At 60.4% G+C, this 26,287-nt stretch carries 20 protein-coding genes; 15 read left to right on the top strand and 5 right to left on the bottom strand.

Features of this window, described 5'->3' with window-relative positions; all coding sequences use genetic code 11:
• The first annotated feature begins 2 nt into the window (after nucleotides 1-2).
• The 10 genes from arnA (at nucleotide 3) to HX823_RS12620 (ending at nucleotide 11,557) form a co-directional block, all read left to right on the top strand.
• Nucleotides 3-1,994 carry a bifunctional UDP-4-amino-4-deoxy-L-arabinose formyltransferase/UDP-glucuronic acid oxidase ArnA gene (gene arnA, locus HX823_RS12665; protein WP_177075062.1) on the top strand — a complete coding sequence of 664 codons (1,992 nt, stop codon included), beginning with the start codon at nucleotides 3-5 and terminating at the stop codon, nucleotides 1,992-1,994.
• Nucleotides 1,994-2,878, top strand: coding sequence for a 4-deoxy-4-formamido-L-arabinose-phosphoundecaprenol deformylase (arnD, locus tag HX823_RS12660; RefSeq protein ID WP_038851482.1), 885 nt, complete (start codon nucleotides 1,994-1,996; stop codon nucleotides 2,876-2,878). The genes arnA and arnD overlap by 1 nt, the downstream gene beginning before the upstream one ends.
• Nucleotides 2,875-4,530 (top strand): lipid IV(A) 4-amino-4-deoxy-L-arabinosyltransferase, encoded by a 1,656-nt coding sequence (arnT, locus tag HX823_RS12655; protein ID WP_177075061.1) that lies wholly within the window; start codon nucleotides 2,875-2,877, stop codon nucleotides 4,528-4,530. Before arnD ends, arnT begins: the two co-directional genes overlap by 4 nt.
• A complete protein-coding gene (gene arnE / locus HX823_RS12650; protein ID WP_177075060.1) occupies nucleotides 4,527-4,874 on the top strand; it encodes a 4-amino-4-deoxy-L-arabinose-phosphoundecaprenol flippase subunit ArnE in 348 nt (115 codons plus the stop codon). The genes arnT and arnE overlap by 4 nt, the downstream gene beginning before the upstream one ends.
• A complete protein-coding gene (gene arnF, locus HX823_RS12645) occupies nucleotides 4,871-5,272 on the top strand; it encodes a 4-amino-4-deoxy-L-arabinose-phosphoundecaprenol flippase subunit ArnF (protein WP_033902883.1) in 402 nt (133 codons plus the stop codon). The genes arnE and arnF overlap by 4 nt, the downstream gene beginning before the upstream one ends.
• Nucleotides 5,269-6,648, top strand: a complete 1,380-nt coding sequence (locus HX823_RS12640) for a UDP-glucose/GDP-mannose dehydrogenase family protein (RefSeq protein ID WP_038851485.1) — start codon at nucleotides 5,269-5,271, stop codon at nucleotides 6,646-6,648. Before arnF ends, HX823_RS12640 begins: the two co-directional genes overlap by 4 nt.
• 3 nt (nucleotides 6,649-6,651) lie before the next feature.
• A complete protein-coding gene (locus tag HX823_RS12635; RefSeq protein WP_177075059.1) occupies nucleotides 6,652-8,274 on the top strand; it encodes a phospholipid carrier-dependent glycosyltransferase in 1,623 nt (540 codons plus the stop codon).
• 172 nt (nucleotides 8,275-8,446) lie between these two features.
• On the top strand, nucleotides 8,447-9,157 hold the full coding sequence (locus HX823_RS12630; protein WP_177075058.1) for an HPP family protein: 711 nt from the start codon (nucleotides 8,447-8,449) through the stop codon (nucleotides 9,155-9,157).
• Nucleotides 9,158-9,298: 141 nt separating this feature from the next.
• On the top strand, nucleotides 9,299-10,402 hold the full coding sequence (locus HX823_RS12625; protein WP_177075057.1) for an enoyl-CoA hydratase/isomerase family protein: 1,104 nt from the start codon (nucleotides 9,299-9,301) through the stop codon (nucleotides 10,400-10,402).
• Between the two features lie 3 nt (nucleotides 10,403-10,405).
• A complete protein-coding gene (locus HX823_RS12620; protein WP_177075056.1) occupies nucleotides 10,406-11,557 on the top strand; it encodes an acyl-CoA dehydrogenase family protein in 1,152 nt (383 codons plus the stop codon).
• Between the two features lie 77 nt (nucleotides 11,558-11,634).
• Here HX823_RS12620 and HX823_RS12615 read toward each other — a convergent pair whose 3' ends face one another.
• From HX823_RS12615 to HX823_RS12600, 4 genes are read right to left on the bottom strand one after another with little or no spacing between them, the layout of a single operon-like run.
• Nucleotides 11,635-12,408 (bottom strand): enoyl-CoA hydratase, encoded by a 774-nt coding sequence (locus HX823_RS12615; RefSeq protein ID WP_177075055.1) that lies wholly within the window; start codon nucleotides 12,406-12,408, stop codon nucleotides 11,635-11,637.
• Between the two features lie 11 nt (nucleotides 12,409-12,419).
• A complete protein-coding gene (locus HX823_RS12610; RefSeq protein WP_177075054.1) occupies nucleotides 12,420-13,547 on the bottom strand; it encodes an acyl-CoA dehydrogenase in 1,128 nt (375 codons plus the stop codon).
• 9 nt (nucleotides 13,548-13,556) lie between these two features.
• Nucleotides 13,557-14,741 carry an acetyl-CoA C-acyltransferase gene (locus HX823_RS12605; RefSeq protein ID WP_177075053.1) on the bottom strand — a complete coding sequence of 395 codons (1,185 nt, stop codon included), beginning with the start codon at nucleotides 14,739-14,741 and terminating at the stop codon, nucleotides 13,557-13,559.
• Nucleotides 14,742-14,753: 12 nt separating this feature from the next.
• Entirely contained in the window at nucleotides 14,754-15,521 is a 768-nt protein-coding gene (locus HX823_RS12600; RefSeq protein WP_177075052.1) for an SDR family NAD(P)-dependent oxidoreductase, read from the bottom strand.
• Nucleotides 15,522-15,721: 200 nt separating this feature from the next.
• Here HX823_RS12600 and HX823_RS12595 point away from each other — a divergent pair, with 200 nt between their 5' ends.
• The 5 genes from HX823_RS12595 (at nucleotide 15,722) to HX823_RS12575 (ending at nucleotide 25,843) form a co-directional block, all read left to right on the top strand.
• Entirely contained in the window at nucleotides 15,722-16,615 is an 894-nt protein-coding gene (locus tag HX823_RS12595) for a bestrophin family protein (RefSeq protein WP_038851497.1), read from the top strand.
• A gap of 70 nt (nucleotides 16,616-16,685) precedes the next feature.
• Nucleotides 16,686-17,744, top strand: coding sequence for a tetratricopeptide repeat protein (locus HX823_RS12590; protein WP_177075051.1), 1,059 nt, complete (start codon nucleotides 16,686-16,688; stop codon nucleotides 17,742-17,744).
• A 143-nt stretch (nucleotides 17,745-17,887) separates the two neighbouring features.
• On the top strand, nucleotides 17,888-19,387 hold the full coding sequence (locus HX823_RS12585) for an ATPase domain-containing protein (RefSeq protein WP_038851500.1): 1,500 nt from the start codon (nucleotides 17,888-17,890) through the stop codon (nucleotides 19,385-19,387).
• Nucleotides 19,387-21,057, top strand: a complete 1,671-nt coding sequence (locus HX823_RS12580) for an ATP-binding protein (RefSeq protein ID WP_177075050.1) — start codon at nucleotides 19,387-19,389, stop codon at nucleotides 21,055-21,057. Before HX823_RS12585 ends, HX823_RS12580 begins: the two co-directional genes overlap by 1 nt.
• A gap of 103 nt (nucleotides 21,058-21,160) precedes the next feature.
• A complete protein-coding gene (locus HX823_RS12575) occupies nucleotides 21,161-25,843 on the top strand; it encodes a YopT-type cysteine protease domain-containing protein (RefSeq protein ID WP_177075049.1) in 4,683 nt (1,560 codons plus the stop codon).
• A 36-nt stretch (nucleotides 25,844-25,879) separates the two neighbouring features.
• On the opposite strand, the gene HX823_RS12570 is transcribed toward HX823_RS12575, so the two are convergent.
• Nucleotides 25,880-26,257, bottom strand: a complete 378-nt coding sequence (locus tag HX823_RS12570; RefSeq protein WP_003217591.1) for a response regulator — start codon at nucleotides 26,255-26,257, stop codon at nucleotides 25,880-25,882.
• Between the last annotated feature and the right edge of the window lie 30 nt (nucleotides 26,258-26,287).

The raw sequence follows: 26,287 nt of genomic DNA, 5'->3' as shown, positions 1-26,287 counted from the left end.
ACATGAGTTCAAAAGCTGTTGTATTCGCGTACCACGACATTGGTTGTGCAGGCATTGAAGCGCTGCTCAACACCGGTTACGAAATTGCTGCTGTGTTCACCCATGCCGACGACCCGAAGGAAAACAACTTCTACGGTTCCGTTGCCCAACTGTGCGCACGCAACGGTATCCCGGTGCACGCGCCGGAAGACGCCAACCACCCGCTGTGGATCGAGCGCATCGCCAAGCTGAACCCGGACTACATTTTCTCGTTCTACTACCGCAACCTGCTGAGCGAACCCCTGCTGGCCACCGCCCGCAAAGGCGCGTTCAACCTGCACGGCTCGCTGCTGCCCAAATACCGTGGCCGCGCCCCGGCCAACTGGGTGCTGGTCAACGGCGAAACCGAAACCGGCGTGACCCTGCACCGCATGGTCAAGCGTGCCGATGCCGGCGCGATCCTGGCCCAACAGAAAGTCGTGATCGACCGCACGGATACCGGCCTGACTCTGCATGCCAAACTGCGCGAGGCCGCCAGCCACCTGCTGCGCGATGCCCTGCCGCAACTGGCCCAAGGCAAATTGGCTGAAACCGCCCAGGACGAAAGCCAGGCCACCTACTTCGGTCGCCGTACCGCTGCCGATGGCAAGCTGGAGTGGAAAAAGCCGGCTGAAGAACTGTTCAACCTGGTGCGCGCCGTAACCCAACCGTATCCGGGCGCTTTCTGCGCGGTGGGCGAGCACAAGCTGATCGTGTGGCAAGCCGAAGTGGTCAAGGGCAACGAAGGCCTCGCGCCGGGCCGTGTGATCAGCGTCAACCCGCTGCGCATTGCCTGCGGTGAAGACTCCCTGGTGGTCAAGTTCGGCCAGCGCAACGACAACGGCCTGTACCTGGCCGGTCCTTCCCTGGCCAACGAATTGGGCCTGGTCGACGGTTCCGTGCTGCGTGGCGCCGAGTCCGGCCGCAAGCCACGCCGTACTCGCGTGCTGATCCTCGGTGTGAACGGCTTTATCGGTAACCACCTGTCCGAGCGCCTGTTGCGTGACGACCGCTACGAAGTCTACGGCCTGGACATCGGCTCCGACGCGATCGAGCGCCTGCGCAGCCACCCGAACTTCCATTACGTGGAAGGCGATATCAGCATCCACACCGAGTGGATCGAGTACCACATCAAGAAGTGCGACGTGGTCTTGCCGCTGGTGGCCATCGCCACCCCGATCGAGTACACCCGCAACCCGCTGCGCGTGTTCGAGCTGGACTTCGAAGAAAACCTCAAGCTGGTGCGCTACTGCGTCAAGTACAACAAGCGCGTGATCTTCCCGTCGACCTCTGAAGTCTATGGCATGTGCCAGGACCAGTACTTCGACGAAGACACCTCCAACCTGGTGGTCGGCCCGGTCAACAAGCAACGCTGGATCTACTCGGTCTCCAAGCAACTGCTGGACCGTGTGATCTGGGCCTACGGCGCCAAAGGTCTGAACTTCACCCTGTTCCGCCCATTCAACTGGATGGGCCCGCGCCTCGACCGCCTGGATTCGGCACGTATCGGCAGCTCCCGTGCGATCACCCAGCTGATCCTGAACCTGGTGGAAGGCACGCCGATCCGTCTGTTCGACGGTGGCGAGCAGAAGCGTTGCTTCACCGACATCGCTGACGGTATCGAAGCCCTGGCGCGCATCATTGATAACGACAACGACGCGTGCAACGGCCAGATCATCAACATCGGCAACCCGGAAAACGAAGCCAGCATCCGTCAACTGGGTGAAGAGCTGCTGCGTCAGTTCGAAGCGCACCCGCTGCGTGGCAACTTCCCGCCGTTCGCCGGTTTCCGCGACGTAGAAAGCAAGGCGTTCTACGGCACCGGTTACCAGGACGTGGCCCACCGCAAGCCAAGCATCGAAAACGCCAAGCGCCTGTTGAACTGGGAGCCGACCGTGGAAATGAGCGAAACCATTGGCAACACGCTGGACTTCTTCCTGCGTGAAGCCATGCTCGAAATAGCGGACAAGAAGTAATGCAGGCAGGCTTGCGAATCGACGTCGACACCTACCGCGGCACCCGTGAAGGTGTGCCACGGTTGCTCGAATCCCTGGATGAAGCGGGGGTTAAAGCGACGTTCTTCTTCAGTGTCGGGCCGGACAACATGGGGCGCCACTTGTGGCGTCTCATCCGCCCGCAGTTCCTGTGGAAGATGCTGCGTTCCAACGCCGTCGGGCTGTATGGCCTGGATATCCTGCTGGCCGGCACCGCCTGGCCCGGCAAGCCGATCGGCCGTGACCTGGGGCACTTGATGCGCCAGGCCAAGGCCGCCGGGCATGAGGTGGGCCTGCATGCGTGGGACCACCACGGTTGGCAGGCCAACACCGGGCGCTGGAGCGAGGCACAGCTGATCGAACAGATCCGCCGTGGCGTCGACACCTTGAATGACATTCTCGGCGAGCGCATCGACTGTTCGGCCGCCGCCGGTTGGCGTGCCGACGAGCGCGTGGTGCAAGCCAAGCAAGGCTTCAATTTCCGCTACAACAGTGATTGCCGGGGCACCAGCCTGTTTCGTCCAACGTTGGCCGATGGCAGCGCGGGCACCCCACAAATTCCGGTGGACCTGCCGACCTTCGACGAAGTCGTCGGGCCGGTGGTGGCTGCCAAAGACTTCAACACGTTCATCCTCGACCGCTTTGCCGCGTCGAAGCTCAACGTCTATACGATCCACGCAGAAGTAGAAGGGATTCTGATGGCCAATGATTTTTGCCAGTTGCTCGCCCAGGCAGGGCAGCGCGGCATCGAGTTCAAACCGCTGGGCGACTTGCTGCCGGCGGACCTGACCACCCTGCCCCAGCAACAGCTGGTGCGCGGCGCCTTGCCCGGCCGCGAGGGTTGGCTCGGAGTGCAACAGGCATGATCCGCCGTTGGGCCCTGCCCCTGCTCCTGTTGGCGTTTGGCGTGTTTTACCTGTTGCCGCTGGCCACCCACGGCCTGTGGATTCCGGACGAAACGCGCTACGCGCAGATCAGCCAGGAAATGCTGCTGACCGGCAAGTGGGCGTCGCCGCACTTCATGGGCATCCGCTATTTCGAGAAACCAGCCGCGGGCTACTGGATGATCGCGCTGGGCCAGGCGATCTTCGGGCAGAACCTGTTCGGTGTGCGCTTTGCGTCGGCCTTGAGTACTGGCCTGAGCATTTTGCTGGTGTACCTGGTGTCACGCCGTCTGTGGAATGACCCGCAAAAAAGCCTGATCAGCACCGTGCTGTACATGAGTTTTGTCAGCGTGGCGGCCCTGGGCGGTTATGCCAACCTCGATCCGCAGTTCACGTTCTGGGTCAACCTGACCGGTGTGGCCTTGTGGTTTTGCTTCGACAGCACCACCCGTAATGGGCGACTCGGTGCCTGGGCGCTGTTGGGGTTTGCCTGTGGCATGGGCTTTATGACCAAGGGTTTCCTGGCCTGGTTGCTCCCCGTGTTGATCGCGCTGCCCTATGCGATCTGGCAAAAGCGTTTCCGTGAGCTGCTGGGTTATGGCCTGGTGGCGGTGGTTGTAGCGATTGTAGTCAGTCTGCCGTGGGCGCTGGCCGTGCACCTGCAAGAGCCCGACTACTGGAACTTCTTCTTCTGGCACGAGCATATCCAGCGCTTTGCCGGCGACGATGCCCAGCACGCCGAGCCGTTCTGGTATTACCTGCCGCTGCTGGTTGCGTTCTGCCTGCCGTGGGTGGCGTTGTTGCCGTCCACGCTCAAACAGGCCTGGCAGGACAAGCGCAGCGCAAAGATCGGCTTTGTGTTGCTGTGGCTGCTGATGCCCCTGGCGTTCTTCAGCCTGGCCAAGGGCAAGCTGCCCTCCTACATCATGCCATGCCTGCTGCCGTTGGCCTTGTTGATGGGCAATACCCTGGCCGACAAGTTGGCCCAGGGTCGTTACCGCGCATTGCGCATCAATGGCTGGTTGAACCTGATCATCGGCGTAGTGGTGTTGTTGGCGCTGAGCTGGTTCCAATTGAAAAAACCGGTGTATGAACACGGCCAGGAAACCCTGAGCCTGATGCTGGTGTTCACCTTCCTGTTTGCCTGGATCCTGGTCAACCTGCTGCAGGCTGCGCGACCTCTACGTCTGTGGGCCGCGCCGGTACTCGGCAGTTGGCTGATGGTCGCCTTGCTGCCCGCCGCATTGCCGCATTCGGTGGTCTACAACAAGACGCCTGACCACTTCATCATCGATCACCTGCAGGAGTTACAGCCGGCCACTGCTCTGCTGAGCAATGACCTCGGCGCAGCGTCGGCGCTGTCGTGGCGCCTGGCGCGGCCGGACGTGACGCTCTACAACACCGTCGGCGAAGTCAAATACGGCCTGGCCTACCCAGACGCCACGCACCACAAGATTGACACCACTCAAGTCCAGCAATGGATGAGCGAGGCGCGCAAGCAGGGCCCGGTCGGCGTGGTGATGCGGGTCAAAGGTGACGATGAAATTGCTGAAGTGGCGCTGCTGCCCAATGACGGCAAGCGCTATGAGCAAGGCAATATCGTGATCCTGATCTTCCCGCAGGTGACGCCGTGATCACCCTGCTGCTGTTATTGGCCGCGTGCCTGCTGACCTGCATGGGCCAGGTGTCGCAGAAATTCGCCGTGGAAAGCTGGCGCGATGTGCCCCAGGGCTGGGCGCTGAAACTGCGTTCGCCGTGGTTGTGGTCGGCGCTGATGTGCCTGGGTTTGGGCCTGCTGGTGTGGCTGCTGGTGTTGCAGCGCCTGGAAGTGGGCATTGCCTACCCCATGCTCAGCCTGAACTTTGTGTTGGTCACGCTGGTGGCGCGGTTTGTCTTTCATGAGCCCATCGACAGCCGTCATTGGCTGGGCGTGGTGCTGGTGATCGGTGGTGTGGTGTTGTTGGGGCGTCACGTATGAGCCGGGTCCAAGGTTTTGCCCTGGCCCTGGGCAGTGTCGGCCTGGTCAGTGCTGCCCAGTTGGGCATGCGCTGGAGCATGACGCGCTTGCCGCTGCCCAACGAATGGCTCAGTGCACAGATCGATCTTGGCGCCCTCGGCGTGGTGAGCCTGGCGATCCTCGCCTACGCGCTGTCGATGCTCTGCTGGCTCGGCGCGCTCAAGCATCTGCCACTGGGCCGCGCCTATTCACTGTTGAGCATCAGCTACGCGCTGGTGTACCTGCTGGCGGCCAGCCTGCCGGTGTTCAACGAACATTTTTCCGTTTCAAAAACCCTGGGGGTGGCGCTTGTCATCCTCGGTGTGCTGGTTATCAACTCTCGTCGTGCTAGCGCTACAAGTCCCAGGAATGCCCCATGAAAATCAGTGTATTTGGTAGTGGTTACGTCGGTCTGGTGCAGGCCACCGTATTGGCCGAAGTCGGTCACGATGTCATCTGCATGGACGTTGACAAAAACAAGGTCGAATCTTTGCAGAAAGGCCATGTGACGATCTTCGAGCCGGGGCTGGCAGCGATGGTCAAGGAAAACCTGGAAAGCGGGCGACTGCACTTTACCCATGACGAAAAACTCGCGGTCGAACACGGCGAAGTGCTGTTTATCGCCGTGGGTACGCCGTCGGACGAAGACGGCTCGGCGGACCTGAAGTACGTGCTGTCGGTGGGCGATGCCGTCGCTCGTCATCGCAAGGAGCCGGTGATCCTGGTGGAAAAATCCACTGTGCCTGTCGGTACCGGCGACACCCTACGCGCGCATATCGAAAAAGCCCTGCACCTGGCGGGTCGTCACTTGGAGTTCGATATCGTCTCCAACCCCGAATTCCTCAAAGAAGGCTCGGCCGTGGCTGACTGCCGCCGTCCGGACCGCATCATCATCGGCTGCGAGCGCGAAGAAGTGCGCGAGGTGATGCGCGACCTGTACGCCCCGTTCAACCGCAACCATGACCGCATCATCTTCATGGACCTGCGCAGCGCCGAGCTGACCAAATACGCCGCCAACTGCATGCTGGCGACCAAGATCAGCTTCATCAACCAGATCGCCGAGCTGGCCGAACACCTGGGCGCGGACATCGAAGCCGTACGTCTGGGCATCGGCGCCGACTCGCGTATCGGCTACCACTTCATTTACCCCGGCTGCGGCTACGGCGGTTCGTGCTTCCCCAAGGACATGCGCGCCCTGATCCACAGCGCCAAGCAAGCCAACTGCTCCAGCGACCTCTTGGAAGCGGTAGAAGCCATCAACCAGCGCCAGAAGAGTAAGTTGTTCGAGCGCATCAATGCGTTCTTCCAGGGCAACCTGCGCGGCAAGACCTTTGCCTTGTGGGGCCTGGCGTTCAAGCCGAACACCGACGACATGCGCGATGCGCCGAGCCGTGTGCTGATGGAAGCCTTGTGGGCCGCCGGCGCCAACGTGCGTGCGTTCGACCCGGAAGCCATGCAGGAAACCCAGCGTATCTACGGCGATGATCCACGGCTGATGCTGATGGGCACCCCGGAATCCACCCTGGGCGGCGCCGATGCGCTGATCGTCTGCACCGAATGGCAGCAGTTCAAGGCGCCGGACTTCGACCTGATCCACCAGCGCCTGAAAACCCCGGTGATCTTCGACGGCCGCAACCTCTACGACGGCGAGCGCCTGGCGCGCAAAGGCTTCCAGTACTACCCGATCGGCCGTGGCGACTCCTGCCAGTTGCCGATTCCGCAGCAACAATGGTTGCCGCAGGTCGTGGAAGCCTGAGACGTGAACAAAGATCGACCGCCCCTGTTAACCCCAACGATCCGCCTCCAATCCCTTGGTTTTGGATTGCTGGCGTTGTTACTGTTCATCGCCGGCAGTTGGCACCAGGCGATTATCGGCTTCGATTCCCGCTTCGTGCTGTTCGCCCAGGAGATGCTGCGCCATGGGCCGGGATTCTTCCCGACCACCTACGGCCAGCCTTATGCGGATTACCTGGCCACGTCGACGCTGCTGACGTGGTTGTTGTCCTTGCCGCTGGGCCAGGTCACCAGCCTTACAGCCTGGTTGCCCACGGCGATGGCCTCGGCGGTGATCGTTACCCTGGTGTATCGCCTGACCGCGCCCTACTCCCAGCGTTGGGGCTTGCTGAGCATTGCGATCCTGTTGCTGAGCAGCACCTTCATCAGCGAAACCCGCTCGGTGTCCCTCGACCAGATGCTGGCCGCGATTGCGTTGGCGGTGTTTTACCTGGGCTATGCCCACGACCACTTTGGCGCCGGTAAACGCCTGCATTGGCTGTACCTGCTGCTGATTGTCGGCTTTGCCGTGCGCGGGCCGATTGGCCTGGTCATTCCCACTGGCGTGCTGTGCAGCTATTACCTGATCAACCGTCAATGGCGGCAACTGTTCAGCTTCGGCTTGCTTGGGCTGGCGTTGCTGGTGGCCTGTGTCGGCTTGCTGTTGCTGATGGCCAAGCTCAGTGGCGGCGAACAGTTCATGCAGGACGTGATCCGCATGCAGTTCCTCGGGCGCATGGACGGCAGCGAAGGCTCCAGCGGCGTGCTGTATTACTTCACCAGCTCCCTGGGCAACTATGCCCTGGCGTATCCGATGGCTGTGCTGGTGCTGTTGGCCATGCTGATCAGCGGGCGGCGGGCGCCGGGGCCGGCGTTGCAGTTGGTGTGGTACTGCGCGGCCGCCGGCTTGCTGGTGATGCTGGGCCTGTCGATTCCCCAGGCGAAAAAAGCGCGCTATGTACTGCCGATGCTGCCCATGGCGGCGATAATTGCGGCGTATCCGTTCCAGGTTGCACACGGGCGGCTGTTTGCCGGGTTGCGCGGATTGATGCTGGGTATCTGGACGTTGTTGCCGACACTGTTGATCGCGGGGTTGCTGTTGGCGCGGCCGCACTATCCGGAACAGTTGAGCGATCTGGGCTGGATCCTCGGTGTGCTGGGGGTGCTGCAAGTCGTGGCACTGCTGGCGCTGCTCAAGACACAACTGCGTGCGGTCGGACCGGCGTTTGCCGCGGTACTGGCGGTATGGGCCACCTACATCATGGTGGTCGAACCGCTGGAGCGCAGTGTCTACGACACCCGCACCTTTACTTTGCAAGTGCATGAACAGGTGATGCAGCAAAAGGCACCGGTGGTGTTGCACGGCTTGGGCAAAGACGCCAAGGCCATCAAGTACATGGTCAACCTCGATTGCGACCAGGTGCCGTTGTTCACTCAGCAGGCGGCCGACCTCAAGCCCCTTCAGGGGCCCGCGTGGCTGGTGATGAGCGAGGCGGATTATGAAGGCTTGACGGACCCACGCTTGCGTTCGATCACGCCGACCTTGGCCGGCGAATTTGATCGTAACCCTTATGTGCTGCTGCATTTGGAAAAAAGCCCACAACCCTGAGGCTTAACTTCATTTTTTTTGCACTCAACCTTCATTAATATGCATTGGCGCCCTGTTCTCCGGGGCGGCACACTGCATGCGTTCCTTCCCCCAAATGTTGGAACCTTCAAAGGGCTTTTCCGGGCAACCAGACAAGCCTTTTTTTTGCCCGCTGTTTATGGATCCCCTTTCAATGCTCGCTCGCTGGTTACCCGCTGCTATCAACACCCGCCCCACCGAATGGAGCCGTGCCGCCATCGGCATGGCCCTGGGCACGCTGTTCAGTGTCTGGCTGTGCTCACACGTGTTTGGCATGGAAGTGGCGCTGCACCTGCTGGGCCCGCTCGGGGCTTCGGCGGTGTTGTTGTTCGCTGTTTCGTCCGGCGCCCTGGCGCAACCCTGGTCAATTATCGGCAGCTACCTGTGTGCGGGTGTCGTGGCGCTGCTGGTGGCTCGCGTCCTGGGCCCTTCATTGGGCGGTGCCTGCCTGGCAGCTGGCATGACCGTGGTGTTGATGTGCTGGCTACGCTGCCTGCATCCTCCAGCCGGTGGCCTGGCCATGACGCTGGTGTTGGCCGACCCTGCTTCTGCCGCCCTCGGTTGGTATGAGTTGGGTGGGGTATTGCTCGGGGCTGGCGCGCTGCTGGCCTGTGCGCTGGCTTACAACAACGCCACTCGCACGCGGTATCCCAAAGGCGCTGCTGAAGCACCGACGCTTACCTTGAAGAACCCTGATGCCGCTCAAGACCCCGCAATCACTGCCGCCGATTTGAAGCTGGCCCTGGCTGAAATGGAGCAGTTCTACGATGTGGCGCCCACGGAGCTGGAACAATTGATCCACGCCGCAGAAACCCACGCGCGACGCCGCAGCATCGGTGAAGTCCTGGCCAGCCGGGTGCCTTGAGCCCATCGTCCCCTCGCTGCATAAATGCAAAAACGACCTGCAGGATTCACGGTTGTACTGGGCAAATTTGCACTGGTACGATCGCGGGATGGTTCGTCCGCGAACATCTTGATAAAGAACAATAAAAGCAGGGAGTTATCGATGACTGCTCAGGTTTCATCCGAAGCTAGCCACGCAGAAACACTTCAGGACGAAGTCCTCGCCGAGGTCCGTAACCATATCGGCCACCTCACCCTCAATCGCCCCGCTGGCTTGAACGCCATTACCCTGAACATGGTGCGCAGCCTGACGTCCCAACTGCAGGCCTGGGCCGATGACCCGCAGGTGTACGCCGTGGTCCTGCGCGGCGCCGGTGAAAAGGCCTTCTGTGCTGGAGGCGATATCCGTTCGCTGTACGACAGCTTCAAGAACGGCGACACGCTGCATCAGGACTTTTTCGTCGAGGAATACGCACTGGACCTGGCCATCCACCATTACCGCAAACCGGTACTGGCACTCATGGATGGATTTGTCCTGGGTGGCGGCATGGGCCTGGTGCAAGGCGCTGACTTGCGTGTGGTCACCGAGCGCAGCCGCCTGGCGATGCCGGAAGTGGCCATCGGTTACTTCCCTGACGTGGGCGGCAGTTACTTCCTGCCGCGTATTCCGGGTGAGCTGGGGATTTACCTGGGTGTCACCGGGGTGCAGATCCGCGCAGCCGACGCGCTCTACTGCGGTTTGGCGGATTGGCACCTTGAAAGCAACAAGCTGGCCGACCTGGACCAGAAGCTCGACCGCCTGCAATGGCACGACTCGCCGCTCAAAGACCTGCAAGGCGTGCTCGCCAAGCTGGCCGTGCAGCAACTCCCCGACGCACCGCTGGCCGCCTTGCGCACGGCCATCGACCATTTTTTCGCGCTGCCGGATGTGCCGAGCATCGTCGAGCAGCTGCAGCAAGTCACCGTCGGCGACAGCCATGAATGGGCACTGAACACCGCCAACCTGATGCAGACACGCTCTCCCCTGGCCATGGCCGTCACCCTCGAAATGCTACGCCGTGGCCGCCGTCTGCCCCTTGAGCAATGTTTTGCCCTGGAGCTGCACCTGGACCGCCAATGGTTCGAACGTGGCGACCTGATCGAAGGCGTGCGCGCCTTGATCATCGACAAAGATAAAAACCCGCGTTGGAACCCACCCTCCCTGCATGGACTGGCTCTCAGCCATGTGGAAAGCTTCTTTCATCACTTCGAGAAGGTTGCGAACTAAGCCATGCAAGACATTGAATACACTGAAGAACAAGTGATGATCCGCGACATGGCGCGCGACTTTGCCCGTGGCGAAATCGCGCCCTACGCACAAGCGTGGGAAAAAGCCGGCTGGATTGACGACGCCCTGGTCGCCAAGATGGGCGAGCTCGGCCTGTTGGGCATGGTGGTGCCGGAAGAATGGGGTGGCACCTATGTCGATTACGTCGCCTACGCCCTCGCCGTGGAGGAGATTTCTGCCGGCGACGGCGCCACGGGCGCGCTGATGAGTATCCATAATTCAGTGGGTTGCGGGCCGATCCTCAACTACGGCACAGAAGTGCAAAAGCAGACCTGGTTGGCGGACCTCGCCAGCGGCCAGGCGATTGGCTGCTTCTGCCTGACCGAACCCCAGGCCGGTTCCGAAGCCCACAACTTGCGCACCCGCGCCGAACTGCGCGAGGGGCAGTGGGTGATCACCGGCGCCAAGCAATTCGTCAGCAACGGCAAGCGCGCCAAACTGGCGATCGTGTTTGCTGTCACCGACCCCGAACTGGGCAAGAAAGGCATCTCGGCGTTCCTGGTGCCCACCGCAACACCGGGCTTCGTGGTGGACCGCACCGAACACAAGATGGGCATTCGCGCCTCCGACACCTGCGCCGTCACCCTCAACCAATGCACGGTGCCCGAAGCCAACCTGCTGGGTGAGCGCGGCAAAGGCCTGGCAATCGCCCTGTCCAACCTGGAAGGTGGCCGCATCGGTATTGCCGCCCAGGCGTTGGGCATCGCCCGTGCCGCCTTTGAAGCGGCGTTGGCGTATGCGCGTGATCGCGTGCAGTTCAACAAGGCGATCATTGAGCACCAGAGCGTGGCCAACCTGCTGGCCGACATGCAAACACAGCTGAATGCCGCACGCTTGCTGATCCTGCATGCCGCGCGACTGCGCAGTGCCGGTAAGCCATGCCTGTCGGAAGCCTCCCAGGCCAAGCTGTTTGCCTCGGAAATGGCCGAGAAAGTCTGCTCGTCAGCGATGCAGATTCATGGCGGGTACGGCTATCTGGAGGATTACCCGGTGGAGCGTTACTACCGGGATGCGCGGATCACGCAGATTTACGAGGGGACCAGCGAGATTCAGCGGATGGTGATTGCCAGGGAGCTCAAGCACTACCAGCTTTAATTGACATAGCGCAAAACCAATGTGGGAGCGGCGGTTCGACGCTCCCACATTTGAGCTCTAGTGTTCACACAACCGCGTTACTTGTCCTTGAACTCCGGCGCACGTTTCGCAACAAACGCCGCCATACCTTCCTTCTGATCCTGCGTAGCAAACGCCGCATGGAACACCCGGCGCTCAAAACGCACGCCCTCCGACAGGCTCACTTCAAACGCGCGGTTCACGCTTTCCTTGACCATCATGCTGATCGGCACCGACTTGCCGGCGATCAGGGTGGCGACTTTCAGTGCTTCTTCCAGCAGTTCATCGGCGGGCACGATCCGCGCGACAATCCCGCAGCGCTCCGCTTCTACGGCGTCGATAAAACGCCCGGTCAGGCACATTTCCATGGCCTTGGCCTTGCCCACGGCACGGGTCAGGCGCTGGGTGCCGCCCATGCCCGGCAGTACGCCGAGGTTGATTTCCGGCTGGCCGAACTTGGCGCTGTCGCCGGCCAGGATGAAGTCGCACATCAGCGCCAGCTCACAGCCGCCACCGAGGGCAAAACCGTTGACGGCAGCAATGATCGGCTTGCGGCGGTTGGCCACGCGGTCGCTGTCGCTGAACAGGTCGTCAAGGTAGATCTGCGGGTAGGTCAGCTCGGCCATTTCCTTGATGTCGGCACCGGCGGCGAAGGCTTTCTTGGAACCCGTCAGCACGATACAGCCGACTTCCGGGTTGGCTTCCAGGCCATCCAGCGCCTGGTTCAATTCACTGACCAGTTGCGCATTCAGGGCGTTCAAGGCGTGTGGGCGATTGAGGGTAATCAGCCCGACGCGGCCTTGGACGTCGAGCAAAATGGTTTCGTAACTCATGTATCGGCTCCTTAGAGATTGCGTGAGATGACCATGCGCTGGATATCGCTGGTGCCTTCGTAAATCTGGCAGACCCGCACGTCGCGGTAGATCCGCTCCAGGGGGAAGTCGCTCAGGTAACCGTAACCGCCGAGGGTTTGCAAGGCAGCCGAACAGACTTTCTCGGCCATTTCCGAGGCGAACAGCTTGGCCATCGAGGCTTCTACCAGGGCCGGCTTGCCGCTGTCACGCAGGGCGGCGGCGTAATGCACCATCTGCCGGGCGACCGCGATTTGCGTGGCCATGTCCGCCAGGCGGAAGGCCACGGCCTGATGTTCAATGATCGGCTTGCCGAAGCTTTCACGCTCACGGGCATAATCGCGGGCCGCTTCAAAGGCGGCGCGGGCCATGCCCACCGCTTGCGAGGCGATGCCCACGCGACCGCCTTCGAGGTTGGCCAAGGCAATCTTGTAGCCTTCGCCCTCCTCCCCGAGACGGTTGGCGACCGGCACCTTCACGTCTTCAAACAGAATCTGGCACGTATCGGACGCATGCTGGCCGAGCTTGTCTTCGACCCGTGCCACGCTGTAGCCCGGTGAGTCGGTGGGTACGATAAACGCGCTGATCCCACGCTTGCCCGCCGCAGGGTCGGTCACGGCAAACACAATCACCACCCCGGCGTTCTGCCCGGAGGTGATGAACTGCTTGCAGCCATTGAGTACGTAATGATCACCGTCCAGGCGCGCGCGGGTTTTCAAACTGCTGGCATCGGAACCGGCCTGGGGCTCGGTCAGCGCAAACGCGCCAAGCATGGCGCCACTGGCGAGGGGTTTGAGGAACTGTTCTTTCTGCTGGTCGTTGCCGAACGTGAGGATCGGCACGCAGCCTACCGAGTTGTGCACGCTCATGATGGTGGAGCAGGCGCCGTCACCGGCGGCGATTTCTTCCAGGGCCATGGCGTAGGCCAGGTAGCCGGTGTCGCAACCGCCCCACTGTTCCGGCACCAGCATGCCGAAGAAGCCCAGCTCGGCCATTTCCCCGATGGCTTCCTTGGGAAAGCGATGCTCGCGGTCCCATTCGGCGGCAAAGGGTTTCAAGCGCTCCTGGGCAAATTGCCGGGCGGCGTCGCTGATCTGCAGGTGTTCGTCATTGGGCAGCATGGTCAGTCCTTAATACAGGCATTCAACAGCCATGGCCGTGGCTTCACCACCGCCGATACAGATGGCGGCGACGCCACGCTTGAGGCCGTTCTGGCGCAGGGCCGAGAGCAGCGTCACCAGGATCCGCGCACCGGACGCACCGATCGGATGGCCCAAGGCACAGGCGCCACCGTGGATATTGACCTTGGCGTGGGGGATTTCCAGCTTGCTCATGGTCACCAGGCTGACCACGGCGAACGCTTCGTTGATCTCGAACAGATCCACTTCTTCCAGGTTCCAGCCGGTTTTGGTCATCAGCTTGCGGATAGCGCCCACCGGCGCCACCGGGAACAACCCCGGTTCATCGGCAAATGCCGCATGCCCACGGATCACCGCCAAGGGCCTGAGGCCACGTTGCTGCGCCTCGGACTGACGCATCAGCAGCAAGGCCGCTGCGCCATCGGAAATCGAGCTGGAGTTGGCCGCCGTCACCGTACCGCCTTCGCGGAACGCGGGTTTCAGGCTGCTGATCTTGTCCAGCTTGGCCTTGGGCGGTTGCTCATCATGCAGGATGGTTTTCTGCTCTTTGCCCACGGTGACCTGTACCGGGACAATCTCGGCGGCAAAATTGCCATGGGAGATCGCTTCCTGCGCGCGGGTCAGGGACGCAATGGCGAACGCGTCCTGGGCCTCGCGGGTAAAACCGTTGTGCAGGGCGCAGTCCTCGGCAAAGGTGCCCATCAGGCGGCCTTTGTCGTAGGCATCTTCCAAGCCGTCGAGGAACATGTGGTCCAGCACCTTGCCGTGGCCCATGCGGTAGCCGCTACGGGCGCGGTCCAGCAGGTACGGCGCGTTGGACATGCTTTCCATGCCACCGGCAATCACCACGTCGACGCTGCCAGCCAGCAGCGAATCATGGGCGAGGATCGCGGCTTCCATGCCTGAACCGCACATTTTGTTGAGGGTGGTGCAGCGCGTGGCCTTGTCCAGCCCGGCGCCCAACGCCGCCTGGCGTGCCGGTGCCTGGCCGAGGCCTGCGGGCAGGACGCAGCCGAACAGCACTTCATCCACGGCATCGGTGGCGATACCGGCCCTGTCGACGGCGGCACGGATCGCGGCGGAACCCAACTGCGGCGCGGTCAGGCCCTTGAGGTCACCCTGGAAGCCACCCATGGGCGTGCGCACGGCGCTGACGATAACAATGGGATCGGTCATGGAAAATACTCCTTACTTGGCGGCCATGCGCAAGGCGCCGTCAAGACGGATCACCTCGCCATTGAGCATGCTGTTTTCAATGATGTGCCGCACCAGCGCGGCGTATTCGGCGGGTTTGCCCAGGCGTGGCGGGAATGGCACGCCGGCCGCCAGGGAATCACGGACTTCCGGGGTCATGCCAGCCATCATCGGCGTCTCGAAAATGCCGGGCGCGATGGTCATGACGCGGATGCCGAAGCGCGCCAGTTCGCGTGCGGCCGGCAGGGTGAGGCTGGCGATGGCGCCCTTGGACGCGGAATACGCGGCCTGGCCGATCTGACCGTCAAACGCGGCGACGGAGGCGGTGTTGATGATCACACCGCGCTCGCCGTCGGCATTCGCCTCGGTTTCGGCAATGGCGGCGGCCGCCAGGCGCAGCAGGTTGAAGCTGCCGATCAGGTTGACGTTGATCACCTGGGCAAAGCTGGCCAGGCTGTGGGGGCCGGTCTTGCCGAGGATTTTCTCGCCGCGGACCACGCCGGCGCAGTTCACCAGGCCATGCAACCCGCCAAACGCTGCGACGGTGGCTTGCACGGCGGCTTCGGCGGCCGCTTCCTGGCTGATGTCCGCCACGGCGCTGCGGGCATTCTCGCCCAGCTGCTGGGCCTTGGCGGCCACGGCCTCGGCGTTGAGGTCTACCAGCATCACCTTGGCGCCTGCCGCTACGAGCATTTCAGCGGTGGCCGCACCCAGGCCCGAGGCGCCGCCGCTGACCAGGAAGATCTTGTTTTCAATCTGCATTGTTATTCTCTTCAACAGTCCGAGTCGTCGAAATAGTCGCCCCAGAGCGCCACTGCGGCAATGGTCAAAGCCCTCAACCTGCCTGACTGGTTTGGCCAGTCATCGACCGCGCCGATCAGCCGGTCAGCCCAAGCGATTGGACGGGGCTAGTGTGTGCTTCTAACCTGATGGGCTGCGCCACCCAAGAAGCCCGACCCTGAATGATAGTCCGACCCAAACCCAACCTCCTGGGCATCCTGTTTTCCCTCAAGGGTTCGATTGCCAAGCGCATCGCCCTGCGCAGTTTGCTGGTCACGCTCCTGGCCTCGGTGATCGTGCTGGTCGAAACCCTGCACCCGGCGTACTTTTCCAAGGTCAATGCCACGCCGTTCACCCTGCTCGGGCTGTCGTTGTCGATCTTCATGAGCTTTCGCAACAACGCCTGCTATGACCGCTGGTGGGAGGGCCGCAAGCAACTGGGGCAGATGATCATCGACGTGCGCTCGTTGATTCGCGAAACCCAGGTGCTGCGCGATCCCGTCGAGCGTGCGGGTTTGCTGCGCAGCCTGTGTGGCTTTGCCCATGGCCTGGTCGCCCGGCTGCGTCATGAAGATGAAGCCCAGGCCATCAAGCCGTGGAGTCAGGTCCAGGCCAGCCACCCCAACTTGCCCGATAACGTGCTGCAACAGGTCGGCGCGCGGTTTTCCGTATTAGCCGAACAAGGCGTGATCAGCGAATGGCGCTACACCCAACTGGAAGCGCGCCTGGTCAGCCTCAGCCAGGTGCAGGCGTCCTGCGAGCGGATCAAGAGCACGCCGCTGCCCTTCCCCTATACGCTGCTGCTGCATCGCACCATTTACCTGTTCTGCATCCTGCTGCCGTTTGCCATGGCCGAGCCGCTGGGTTGGCTGACGCCGGTGTTTACCGCCATCGTCAGCTACACGTTTTTCGGCCTCGATGAAATCGGTGATGACCTGGAAGACCCGTTCGGCTTTGACGAAAACGACCTGCCCTGCAATGCCCTCCTGCGCACCCTGGAGCGCGAAGTATTGGCGGCCCTCGGTGAAACCGACCTGCCGCCGCCCCTGGAGCCGGTGGAATACGTGCTGACCTGATGCGGGTTTGACACCTGCCGTGGTCTGACCGAAGCTGATGGCTTTGCTGCCCACGCTTTCGGACGCCTGCATGTCAAAGTCACGCCGTTACTCCATCGTCGGCCTGTGCGCCCTGTTGTTGATTGTGATGATCACTTGGTATTTCTCTCGCTCCACCCCGGTGGCTGTAGCGCCCGCCATCGCCCATGGTTACTCCAAGGCCCTGAAACAGGCGCGTAACGGCGAGGCGGGTGCCGCGCGTGTGCTGTACCAGCAACTGGGCCGGCCGGACCTGTCGCCCGAACGTCGCGCTGCGTTGCATGCTGAATTACCCAACTACCCCAGCCCGCAAGCGCTGAAGCTGGCAGACAAAGACCTGGCCAGCGATTCGCCCCTGGTGCGCGAAGCCGCCATCCACAGCATTGTCGGCCTGGTGCCCACCGGTCAACGCACCCTGTTGCTCGGGCCGGTACTCGACGATCCCGAGCAGGACGTGCGGTTTGCCGCCGCCAATGCCCTGCTTGGCCTATCGCCCGATACCTTGGGCCTGTACTTCGGGCCCTTGCAGCAGGTCCTCGATGAGTTCGTGAAGAAACTCAAGGCCCAGCCCGAATCGGCCGAAGGCTGGATCCAACTGGCGCGCCTGTACATCCACAGCGCCCTGTTGCCAGAAGCGCAAAATGCCCTGGAACAAGCCATGCGCCTGCAACCGGACAATCTGCAAGCAGTAGTGGCGCAGATTGAATTGCTGGATAAACAAGGCAAGACTGAAGAGTCCCGCCAGTTGCTGGCGCGCCAATTGGCCGCGCACCCTGAGTCAGCCTACCTGCAACATGCCTTGGGCATGTGGCTGTTGCACCACGGCGAGCGGCCGTACGCGCTGCTCGGCCTGTCCAAGGCGGTAGAGCTGGAGCCGGACAATCAGGATTACCGCTACGACCTCGCCACCACGCTGCACGCCCAGCAAGAGCTGGAAGCCGCCCAGCGCCAACTGGAAGAAATCATTCAGCGCCACCCCGCCAATCGCAAGGCACGGGTGCTGCTGATCAATTACTGGAAGGAAAGCGGTCAGTTGCAGAACGTCCAGGTTCTGCTCGCGCAGCTTGAGCAACAGAATCCGGATGATCCGGCGTTGCAACAAGGTCTGTAGGTTCAGGCTAAAACTTGTAAATGCACGCCACCGTTGTACAAATTTTACGAAACGTTGAACCGCCAATGGCCACTACGGTCAAGTGAATATGGCGCGCCCGAGGCGGCGCGCTCTTCTATTTGTACGTGACCTGAGGGCACTCCTTGTCTACATCCAACGAGCTGTTCAGTGAAAAAGCGGCCATCGGCATCGAAGGTCTGGATGACATTCTTTCCGGCGGGCTATCGCGCAGCCACTTGTTTCTGCTGGAAGGTGAACCCGGCACCGGCAAAACCACCGTCGCCCTGCATTTCCTGCAGGCGGGCGCGAAAAACGGCGAAACCTCGTTGTACATCACCCTGTCGGAGACCGAACGAGAATTGCGCCAGGGTGCCAAGTCCCACGGTTGGGACCTGGACGACAATATCCATATCTTCGAACTGACGCCGCCTGAAAGCCTGCTCAACGCTGAGCACCAGCAGAGCCTGCTGTACTCCTCCGACCTGGAGCTGGGTGAAGCCACACGGCAGATCTTTGAAGTGGTCGAACGCGTCAAGCCGACCCGCGTGGTCATCGACAGCCTGTCCGAAATCCGCCTGCTCGCACAAAGCTCCTTGCGTTATCGACGGCAGATCCTGGCGATCAAACATTACTTTGTGCGTTATGACGCCACCGTCCTGCTGCTGGATGACCTGACCACCGAGTCCCTCGACAAGACCGTGCACAGCGTCGCCCACGGGGTGATCCGCCTTGAAGAACTGACCCCCAACTACGGTGCAGAGCGCCGTCGGGTGCGGGTGGTGAAGTACCGCGGGCAGAAATACCGCGGCGGCTTTCATGACTTCACCATCATGCAAGACGGCGTGCATGTGTTCCCGCGCCTGGTCGCAGCCGAGCATCGTGGCGGCTACAACCGCGAGACGCTCACCAGTGGCATCCGCGAGCTGGATTCGTTGTTGGGCGGTGGCATCGAGACGGGCTCCAGCAGCTTGATCCTCGGCCCTGCCGGTACGGGCAAATCGCTGATCTCAATGATTTTCGCCGCCGCCGCCGTGGCCCGTGGCGAAAAGGCCGCGCTGTTTATTTTCGATGAAGAGCTGGGCCTGCTGTTCGAGCGCATGAAGAACATGGGCATCGACCTGGCGGCCTTGCAAGCCACCGGCAACCTGCTGATCGAGCAAGTGGACGCCGCTGAACTGTCGCCCGGCGAGTTCTCCCACCGCGTCCGGCGTTGTGTGGATGAGGGCGGGATCAAGACTGTGGTCATCGACAGTATCAACGGCTATCAGGCTGCAATGCCGGAAGAAAACGCACTGATCCTGCACATGCACGAACTGCTGCTGTACCTCAACCGCCGTGGCGCCGCCACCTTCATGACCGTCGCCCAGCATGGTTTGGTCGGAGACATGCAGGCGCCGGTCGACATCACTTACTTGGCCGACACGGTGATTCTGCTGCGTTACTTCGAGGCCATCGGTGAGGTGCGTCGGGCCATTTCGATTATCAAGAAACGTACCGGCTCCCACGAGTCGACGATTCGTGAGTACCGCATCGGCAGCCGTGGCATGACCGTCGGCGAGCCGCTGAACAACTTCCAGGGTGTCCTGCGCGGCATTCCCACCTACATGGGCGCGGGCTCGCCCCTGCTCAAGGATATGGGCTAGTGACGGCCGTTACGCCTGTCTCCGAGCGCGCGATCATCCTCGCGCCGTTGGGACGTGACAGCTCGCTTGCGCTGATGATGCTCAATGAGGCCGGGTACAGCGGCATCATTGCCAGCGACTTGGGCATGTTGTGCGAGGCGGTGGAGCACGGCAGCGGCTTGTTGATCATCGCCGCCGAAGCGCTGCGCGGCGCCGACCTCGATCCCTTGCTGGAGCATTTGCACCAACAACCTGCCTGGTCAGACTTGCCTATCGTTCTGATGACCCACCACGGCGGCAGCGAGCAGAACGGTTCATCCCAGTTCAGCGGCTTGCTGGGCAACGTGACGTTCCTGGAGCGTCCGTTCCACCCGGTGACGCTGATCAGCCTGGTCAGCACCGCCCTGCGCGGGCGTCGTCGGCAATACGAAGCCCGTGACCGCCTGATCGACCTGAGTGAAAGCGAACTGCGCCTGCAGCGCACGCTGGAAACCCTTGAGCAGCAAGTCGAGGAGCGCACTGCCCAACTGCGCCACAACGAAGACGCCTTGCGCCAATCCCAGAAGATGGAAGCGGTCGGCCAGTTGACCGGCGGTATCGCCCATGACTTCAACAACATGCTCACTGGCATTATCGGCAGCCTGGAGCTGCTGCGAAGGCGCGTGTCCCGAGGCAAACTGGACGACCTCGACAGCCTGATCGACCTCGGCGTGACATCGGCCAACCGCGCCGCCGGCCTCACTCACCGCTTGCTGGCGTTCTCCCGCCGCCAATCCCTTGATTCCAAACCCGTAGAGATCAACCAACTGGTGACCTCGATGGGCGAATTGCTGCAACGCAGCATCAACGAAAGCATCGCCCTGGACATGCGCCTCACTGGCCAGCTGTGGACCGCCGAGGCCGACCCCAATCAATTGGAAAGCGCCCTGCTCAACCTGGTCATCAATGCGCGGGACGCCATGCCCAACGGCGGCAGCCTCACCGTGGAAACCACCAACCGCCACCTCGACAGCGTCTTCACCGCCGCCTACGGCACCTTGAAACCCGGTGATTACGTTGAGTTGAGCGTCAGCGACACGGGCTGTGGTATTCCCGAAAGTGTCATGGGGCGCGTGTTCGATCCATTCTTCACCACCAAGCCCATCGGCCAGGGCACGGGCCTTGGGTTGTCGATGATCTACGGGTTCGCCCGCCAGTCACATGGTCATGTCACCATTCACAGTGAAGTCGGCAAAGGCACGACAGTCAGCCTGTTTCTGCCTCGGTTCATTGGCGAAATCGTGGCCGATGTGGCGGCCGATGCAGCGCTGCTGCCCTTCGCCAATGCCGGAGAAACGGTACTGATCGTCGAGGACGACCCTGCGGTGCGTGTACTCGTCAGCGCAGTGCTTAAAGAGTTGGGCTATGGGTTTGTGGAAGCGGGTGATGCTGATACAGCCGTGCCGATCATCGAGTCAGACCAGCGCATCGACCTGCTGATCAGCGATGTCGGCCTGCCCGGCATGAACGGCCGCCAACTGGCGGAAATCGGCCGGCAGATCCGGCCAGAGCTCAAGGTATTGTTCATCACCGGTTATGCCGAGCATGCGGCGGTGCGGGGTGGGTTTCTGGATCCGGGCATGCAACTGATCACCAAGCCGTTCACGTTCGATTTGTTGACGGCGAAAGTTCGGGAAATGATCCAGCAATAAAGCGTGATATGTCTGGCAACAGCTACACACATTAGGATTGGAATCGTTGTTGTGGTTATGAATACAAACACTCTGGTATTCATACATCCCGACGAGCGAACCTATGACCGTTGCCGGCCCAATCCATACAGCGCCCCGCCACCTGCCATTGCCCCAATTTCAGCAGCGCCCCTTCACGCAAGCGCCCCTTGCTGCCAGTAGCCAACCCCTAGAGTCTCCCCCGCCTCAAGGAAACACCCGCAGCCAAGGCGATCTGGAGCTGTCAAAACACTACGGAATAACGCTGGCCAAGTCCTTGGATGATCATGTTATGGACGGTCAGGTGTCGCCCATTCCAGCCAACTCCACGTTCGGTCAATGGTGGGCGCAGTTGAGACGTGCGTTCCAGGCGCCCGATATTACGCAATGGATGAATGATCGCGGCATTGACCCGGACTCAGTGGAAATCAATCCAGGCACGGGACAAGTCATGTTCAGGCTCAAACGCCTACTGGACCCGCGGCAAGTCAAACACACTGTGGGACAGGAGGATGCGCAGTGGGCGGCCGCGAGCCGCCACCTCATGATGGCAGCACGCGTTATTGCTGCCGGCTCATATTTTGCGACGTTCAAGCCGCCTCGGGCCAAGACCAGCAATATTGCACCGATGGCACTGATCGGTCATTTCTACAGAGATCGCAATATCCAGCCGCTCCCAACACCCCAGGAGCGCGTCGTAGACTTTGCGGCGGGGAAAGGCTTTCCTGTGATCAACGATGCTGCATTCGCCGATGTGCGCACCCAGCGCGACGAAGACACCTTGGCACAGCAAAAAGCCTTGCTGGGTAACGTGCAGACCCGCTTCAACGTCGCTGAAACATTGAAGACGTTGCTCGCGGGACTGCAGTCGGGCACGGCTGAGATCTCGACCTATCTGACGGACTACCATGCATCGGTCCATCCCGACAGTGATTCTGAATATGCGGGCACTACACCCAGTCTCAGACAGATATTTGTCAGTAATGGCTGGGATATTCCAACCGATCACGCCGGGTTGGAAAATGTTGTAAAGGCATTGATAACGCCATCCCCCGTACGTCCCGAGCATGACAACTACGCGGGTGCGCTCGACTGGCCGCTGCCCGCAGACACCCTCACACGACTGGAACTCATGGCAGACCTGCGTCAGGGGTCTTTTGGCGATATCGACATTTCGCCATTTGCCAACGTGCTTGAATACTTGCTGGACAAAGAAGTCATCGCGCCTGAGGCGTTAAGCAATCCGCGTCAGTTGCTCGATCGCCTGATCAACTCGCCAAAAGGCCGTGCGCTGGGTCAAGCGATTCAAGCCCGGTTTAATAACAGATCCGTCAGCGGCAGTGCGAATGATTGGTTGCTGGCGGCCATGAGCGCTGATCCACAGCACGCCCAGCAAGGCGATAAACGCAATATCGCGGGTTTTTTGCTTACAGATGCCAGAAATGGTGCGTACACAGCGTCAGAGATTGTGCTGACACTGACTGATCACTTGCTTGACACCGGCAGGTCCTCTTCCTACGAAAAAGCTCAGCTTTTGGCACACCTGCTGTTGTCCTCTCAGGCCCCGGAGTTGCTGGTCAAGGGGATCCCTGACGCGGTGAAGTTCGGTACCCATAGCTGGGTCAGTTTCGCTACCGCAGTTTCACGCATCGAGGCGAGCGCGCCGGGGGCTACGGCGGCTATGATGTATGCGCAAGTAATGCTCGCCGCCGACATCGCGCCGATCAGCCTTGAGCAGCGCCAGGTCGAGTACCAGGCCCAGCAACAGGCACTTAAGGATTGGGCGGTCGTCACCGGGATGGAGTTTCCTGTGTCGGATGAGGCCATGCTGGCGGTGCGCAAGGCATTTGATCAACACATCAGCGAATTGAGTGCGGCGTCTGCCGCCCATTCGAGGGTAATGCCCGATGTTAGGCAAAACGGGCTGCAGGAACTGACCAAGGCCTTTCCTGATATGGCGCCCGGGCTCTTTGAGAAAAAATGCATCGAGTTGAAACGTCAGCACCTGGATTTCCCCGGCCCCTACTCGTTGCTTGATCTGTATATGCAGGACGGCGCGCAGGGGACGCCGGGTTTTTATGATGGGACTACGCGGGACACGGCCGACAGCGCAAACCAGTGGATCTCCACGTCAACCGATGTCGATCTCGACACAATACTGCCCGTTCTGATCGATCTTCCGCATTTGAAAAACGACTTCAGGGTCGCCTTCCCGCTTTACGCCGACGGCATCAACAAGAGCGTGGCGACCCAAGTCAAACAGCTTGTATCGACACAAAGCCTGGAACACCGGCGCAACTTCGAGTTTGGCAAGATCACGTTGGCCAAACAAGTCATCACCGAACATGATCACTTCAGCCGCCGCGTCGTGAAAAGCAGGACGACCGTGTCTGAGGGCCATAGCCTGCTGGTGAGGACCGAACGCGAGGGTAAGGTCAATATCTACGAAATAGATATCAAGCAGAACAAGATCCTCCACCGCGATGACTTGGGAGACTTTGATGTCTCGCAGCAAGAAGGATCTGTGACGTACCGGGAGGTTGTGCCCTCAGGCACCTATAACAGTGGCATTGCCGATGAAACCAAAGGTGCCTCGGGCATACCCAATAGCTTCAGCAGTGACCGCACCTCCTACATTGCTGCTGCAATGATGAAAGAGGTGAATATTGACGGTCTCAAGGAAGCCGCCCTGGGGCTGACCACATTCGACACTGAAGTGCCCTTTTACAAGACCGCCACGGAGTTCATGCTGAATCTGATTCCGTTGAGGTCCGCGATCAAAAACTTCAGTGAGGGTAACTACGGTGAAGGCATTATCGACCTGACCATGGATGCTTTCGGCTTCATGCTTGGATTGGGTGCCGCAGCCAAAGGCGCCAAGGCCCTCCAGCTGGGTGCCTCTGTCGCCAGCAAAATCGCCCGAGGAACAAAAATTCTCGGGCGCGCTGCGATCAGTACGCTCAATCCTCTGGACGGTTTGGGTAATCTGGCGGTTCGATCAGCCAAGGCTGGAGCAAACGGCACCGTCTATTCCTACCGTTGGCTACGCGGCAGTATCGACAGCTATGACCTGCTCAAGGCCAGCAAACGCTTCGACGCCAGTGCCATCGGCACATTCAAGCTGCAAGGTGCCGTTGTTGAAGGGCCCGCCGTGCTCAGCGGCGGTAAATGGCACGCTTTCGATACCGCCAGCGGGCAGGCGTTTGGCAAGTCGCTGGATGACTTCGTGCCCAGTGCACGACTGGAAACGAACCGGCTCGGAGGCTGGGAGACAACGAGGAGTGTCAGCAAGCTCGATGACAATGTTGTAAACACTTGGAAAAAGGCTGTTCGTAAGCATCGCGAAGGAGACGAGAGGGAAGCATTTGAAAATGGCTACAGCTCTGGAACCCTGGCAAGTGTACCTGGGCTATCAAAGTCCTCAAAAATTGCGGACCTGATCAAGTTGGGCGGTAACCAAAACCTGACCGCCCTTCAGGCAGGTGTCTTGATGCGCAGATACGACGATCTCGCCTACGCGTTCGGTCATCGTGGTGTGGCCCGTTTCATCGACAATATAGAACCGCGCTTCGGCAGCGTGACGCCCATGCCGCAAGTGGTTTACTTCAGCCAGACATCCCAACTGTCCGAAGGACAATGCGCGGCACTGGCGCGCACATTCGCGAGCGCCATGGCTGAGGGCAAGGATCACCTGTTGATCAAGAACATGTACACCGCAGCAGCTTTCCCCACCGACCCCGCTTCCCGAAAGTTCATGGAATCGCTGCGCAAGCTTCAGGTCCAGGTAGGCAGCGAAACAGCCTTCCACGCCGGCAAAGTCCCTCGCTTGGAGACCTATCAAGAGATGGTAAAGGGATTGGCCGATTCCGCGGTTTCAAAGTCGGTGATGATTGACTCTCCGGGGCACGCAATGGCCGCCGGCGTCAAAATCGACGGCGATGTCAAAAGCTATTACTTTTATGACCCAAACTATGGTGTCGCAACGTTTTCGAGCGCGGCGGACATGGAAGGAGGCCTTAAAAAGCTGTTTCACGATAAAAAAATGAATGTGCAGTATAAAACCCACGCCAATGATTCAAACACACTGAAATTCAAGGTATTTGACCATGACGATGAGTGGCAGCAGAAAAACAGTGTGTTCGGTCCGGAGTTCAAAAAACTGTATGAGGCGCAAATTATTCCGTCCGCCGCGCCGCGTCCTCTCAGCCACCAACAATTGAAGACGAACTGGGAGAAACTGCATGCAGACCCGGACAATCATGCGCTGAACTGTTATCAAGCGTCCCTGCGCGTCGGGCAGGCTGAAAAGACGCTCTCTGCCAAAGTATTCGATGCCATCACAGACGCAACGAGCGGCAGTGACGGCATCAATTATTCAACCCGCTACCTTGAGCTCATGGAGATCAAACCAGGCAAATTGAACGATCAATTCAACCCGGCCGAGATTACCGAGTCTGGGTTTCTCAATTTCAAGCACTCCACGCCAAATGGCCAATTTGGTCACACTGTCTACGTCCAGAAAACCAGTAGCAATGAGTTGATGCTTTTCAACACCAACAACCTGGACCTGGATGCGGCAATGGTGAGGAATGGCAACCCGCCCCAGCTCAGTGGCGCAATGACGGTTTACAACCTTGGCAATGGCAAACACAAAGGCCTGCAGAACTTCATCGACGGATTTAATGGAAATGCAGGTTGGCAGTTCGCCTTTACCCCGGCCAGCGTGCTCAATGCCAACGTCAACAAACTAAAGCCATCACCCCTTTGAAAACAGCGGCGTCGCAACGGGAGGACGCCGCCTCCTTCAAGCCAACAACCGCTGGATATGCTCTTGCAGCGTATCCAGGTCAAACGGCTTGGCCAGGATCGGCGCGTTGCGCGTGATCGGGCTGTTGCAGTCGAGAATTTCCTGCGGGTAGCCGCTGATAAAGATAACTTTCAGCTCAGGGCGCAACTTGATCGCAGGCTCGGCAATCTGCACGCCGGAAATTCCGCCCGGCAGGCGGTAATCGGTGACCATCAGGTCCAGGTGCGGCTTGGTGGCGAGGATTTCAAAGGCCTGCTCCCCATCGATCGCCTTCAACACCCGATAGCCCAGGCCGGCCAGGTATTCACCCAGCACAAACATAATGGATTCATCGTCCTCGACGATCAGAACGACATCTTGTGCATCTTCACTCATGGGAAGCCTTAGTCCGGTCAATTGCTGCAA

It is taken from the genome of Pseudomonas sp. P7759, from assembly GCF_013386445.1.
GTDB classification, from domain to species: Bacteria; Pseudomonadota; Gammaproteobacteria; order Pseudomonadales; family Pseudomonadaceae; genus Aquipseudomonas; species Aquipseudomonas azotoformans_A.
The sequence above is the reverse complement of the archived record's forward strand: the minus strand, read 5'-3'. Positions and strand labels throughout refer to the sequence as shown.

Bases quoted from the DNA above. Each gene is read 5' to 3' on its own strand.
- arnA (WP_177075062.1), top strand. From the start codon at position 3: ATGAGTTCAAAAGCTGTTGTATTCGCGTACCACGACATTGGTTGTGCA.
- arnD (WP_038851482.1), top strand. From the start codon at position 1,994: ATGCAGGCAGGCTTGCGAATCGACGTCGACACCTACCGCGGCACCCGT.
- arnT (WP_177075061.1), top strand. From the start codon at position 2,875: ATGATCCGCCGTTGGGCCCTGCCCCTGCTCCTGTTGGCGTTTGGCGTG.
- arnF (WP_033902883.1), top strand. From the start codon at position 4,871: ATGAGCCGGGTCCAAGGTTTTGCCCTGGCCCTGGGCAGTGTCGGCCTG.
- HX823_RS12640 (WP_038851485.1), top strand. From the start codon at position 5,269: ATGAAAATCAGTGTATTTGGTAGTGGTTACGTCGGTCTGGTGCAGGCC.
- HX823_RS12630 (WP_177075058.1), top strand. From the start codon at position 8,447: ATGCTCGCTCGCTGGTTACCCGCTGCTATCAACACCCGCCCCACCGAA.
- HX823_RS12625 (WP_177075057.1), top strand. From the start codon at position 9,299: ATGACTGCTCAGGTTTCATCCGAAGCTAGCCACGCAGAAACACTTCAG.
- HX823_RS12620 (WP_177075056.1), top strand. From the start codon at position 10,406: ATGCAAGACATTGAATACACTGAAGAACAAGTGATGATCCGCGACATG.
- HX823_RS12615 (WP_177075055.1), bottom strand. From the start codon at position 12,408: ATGAGTTACGAAACCATTTTGCTCGACGTCCAAGGCCGCGTCGGGCTG.
- HX823_RS12610 (WP_177075054.1), bottom strand. From the start codon at position 13,547: ATGCTGCCCAATGACGAACACCTGCAGATCAGCGACGCCGCCCGGCAA.
- HX823_RS12605 (WP_177075053.1), bottom strand. From the start codon at position 14,741: ATGACCGATCCCATTGTTATCGTCAGCGCCGTGCGCACGCCCATGGGT.
- HX823_RS12600 (WP_177075052.1), bottom strand. From the start codon at position 15,521: ATGCAGATTGAAAACAAGATCTTCCTGGTCAGCGGCGGCGCCTCGGGC.
- HX823_RS12595 (WP_038851497.1), top strand. From the start codon at position 15,722: ATGATAGTCCGACCCAAACCCAACCTCCTGGGCATCCTGTTTTCCCTC.
- HX823_RS12590 (WP_177075051.1), top strand. From the start codon at position 16,686: ATGTCAAAGTCACGCCGTTACTCCATCGTCGGCCTGTGCGCCCTGTTG.
- HX823_RS12575 (WP_177075049.1), top strand. From the start codon at position 21,161: ATGACCGTTGCCGGCCCAATCCATACAGCGCCCCGCCACCTGCCATTG.
- HX823_RS12570 (WP_003217591.1), bottom strand. From the start codon at position 26,257: ATGAGTGAAGATGCACAAGATGTCGTTCTGATCGTCGAGGACGATGAA.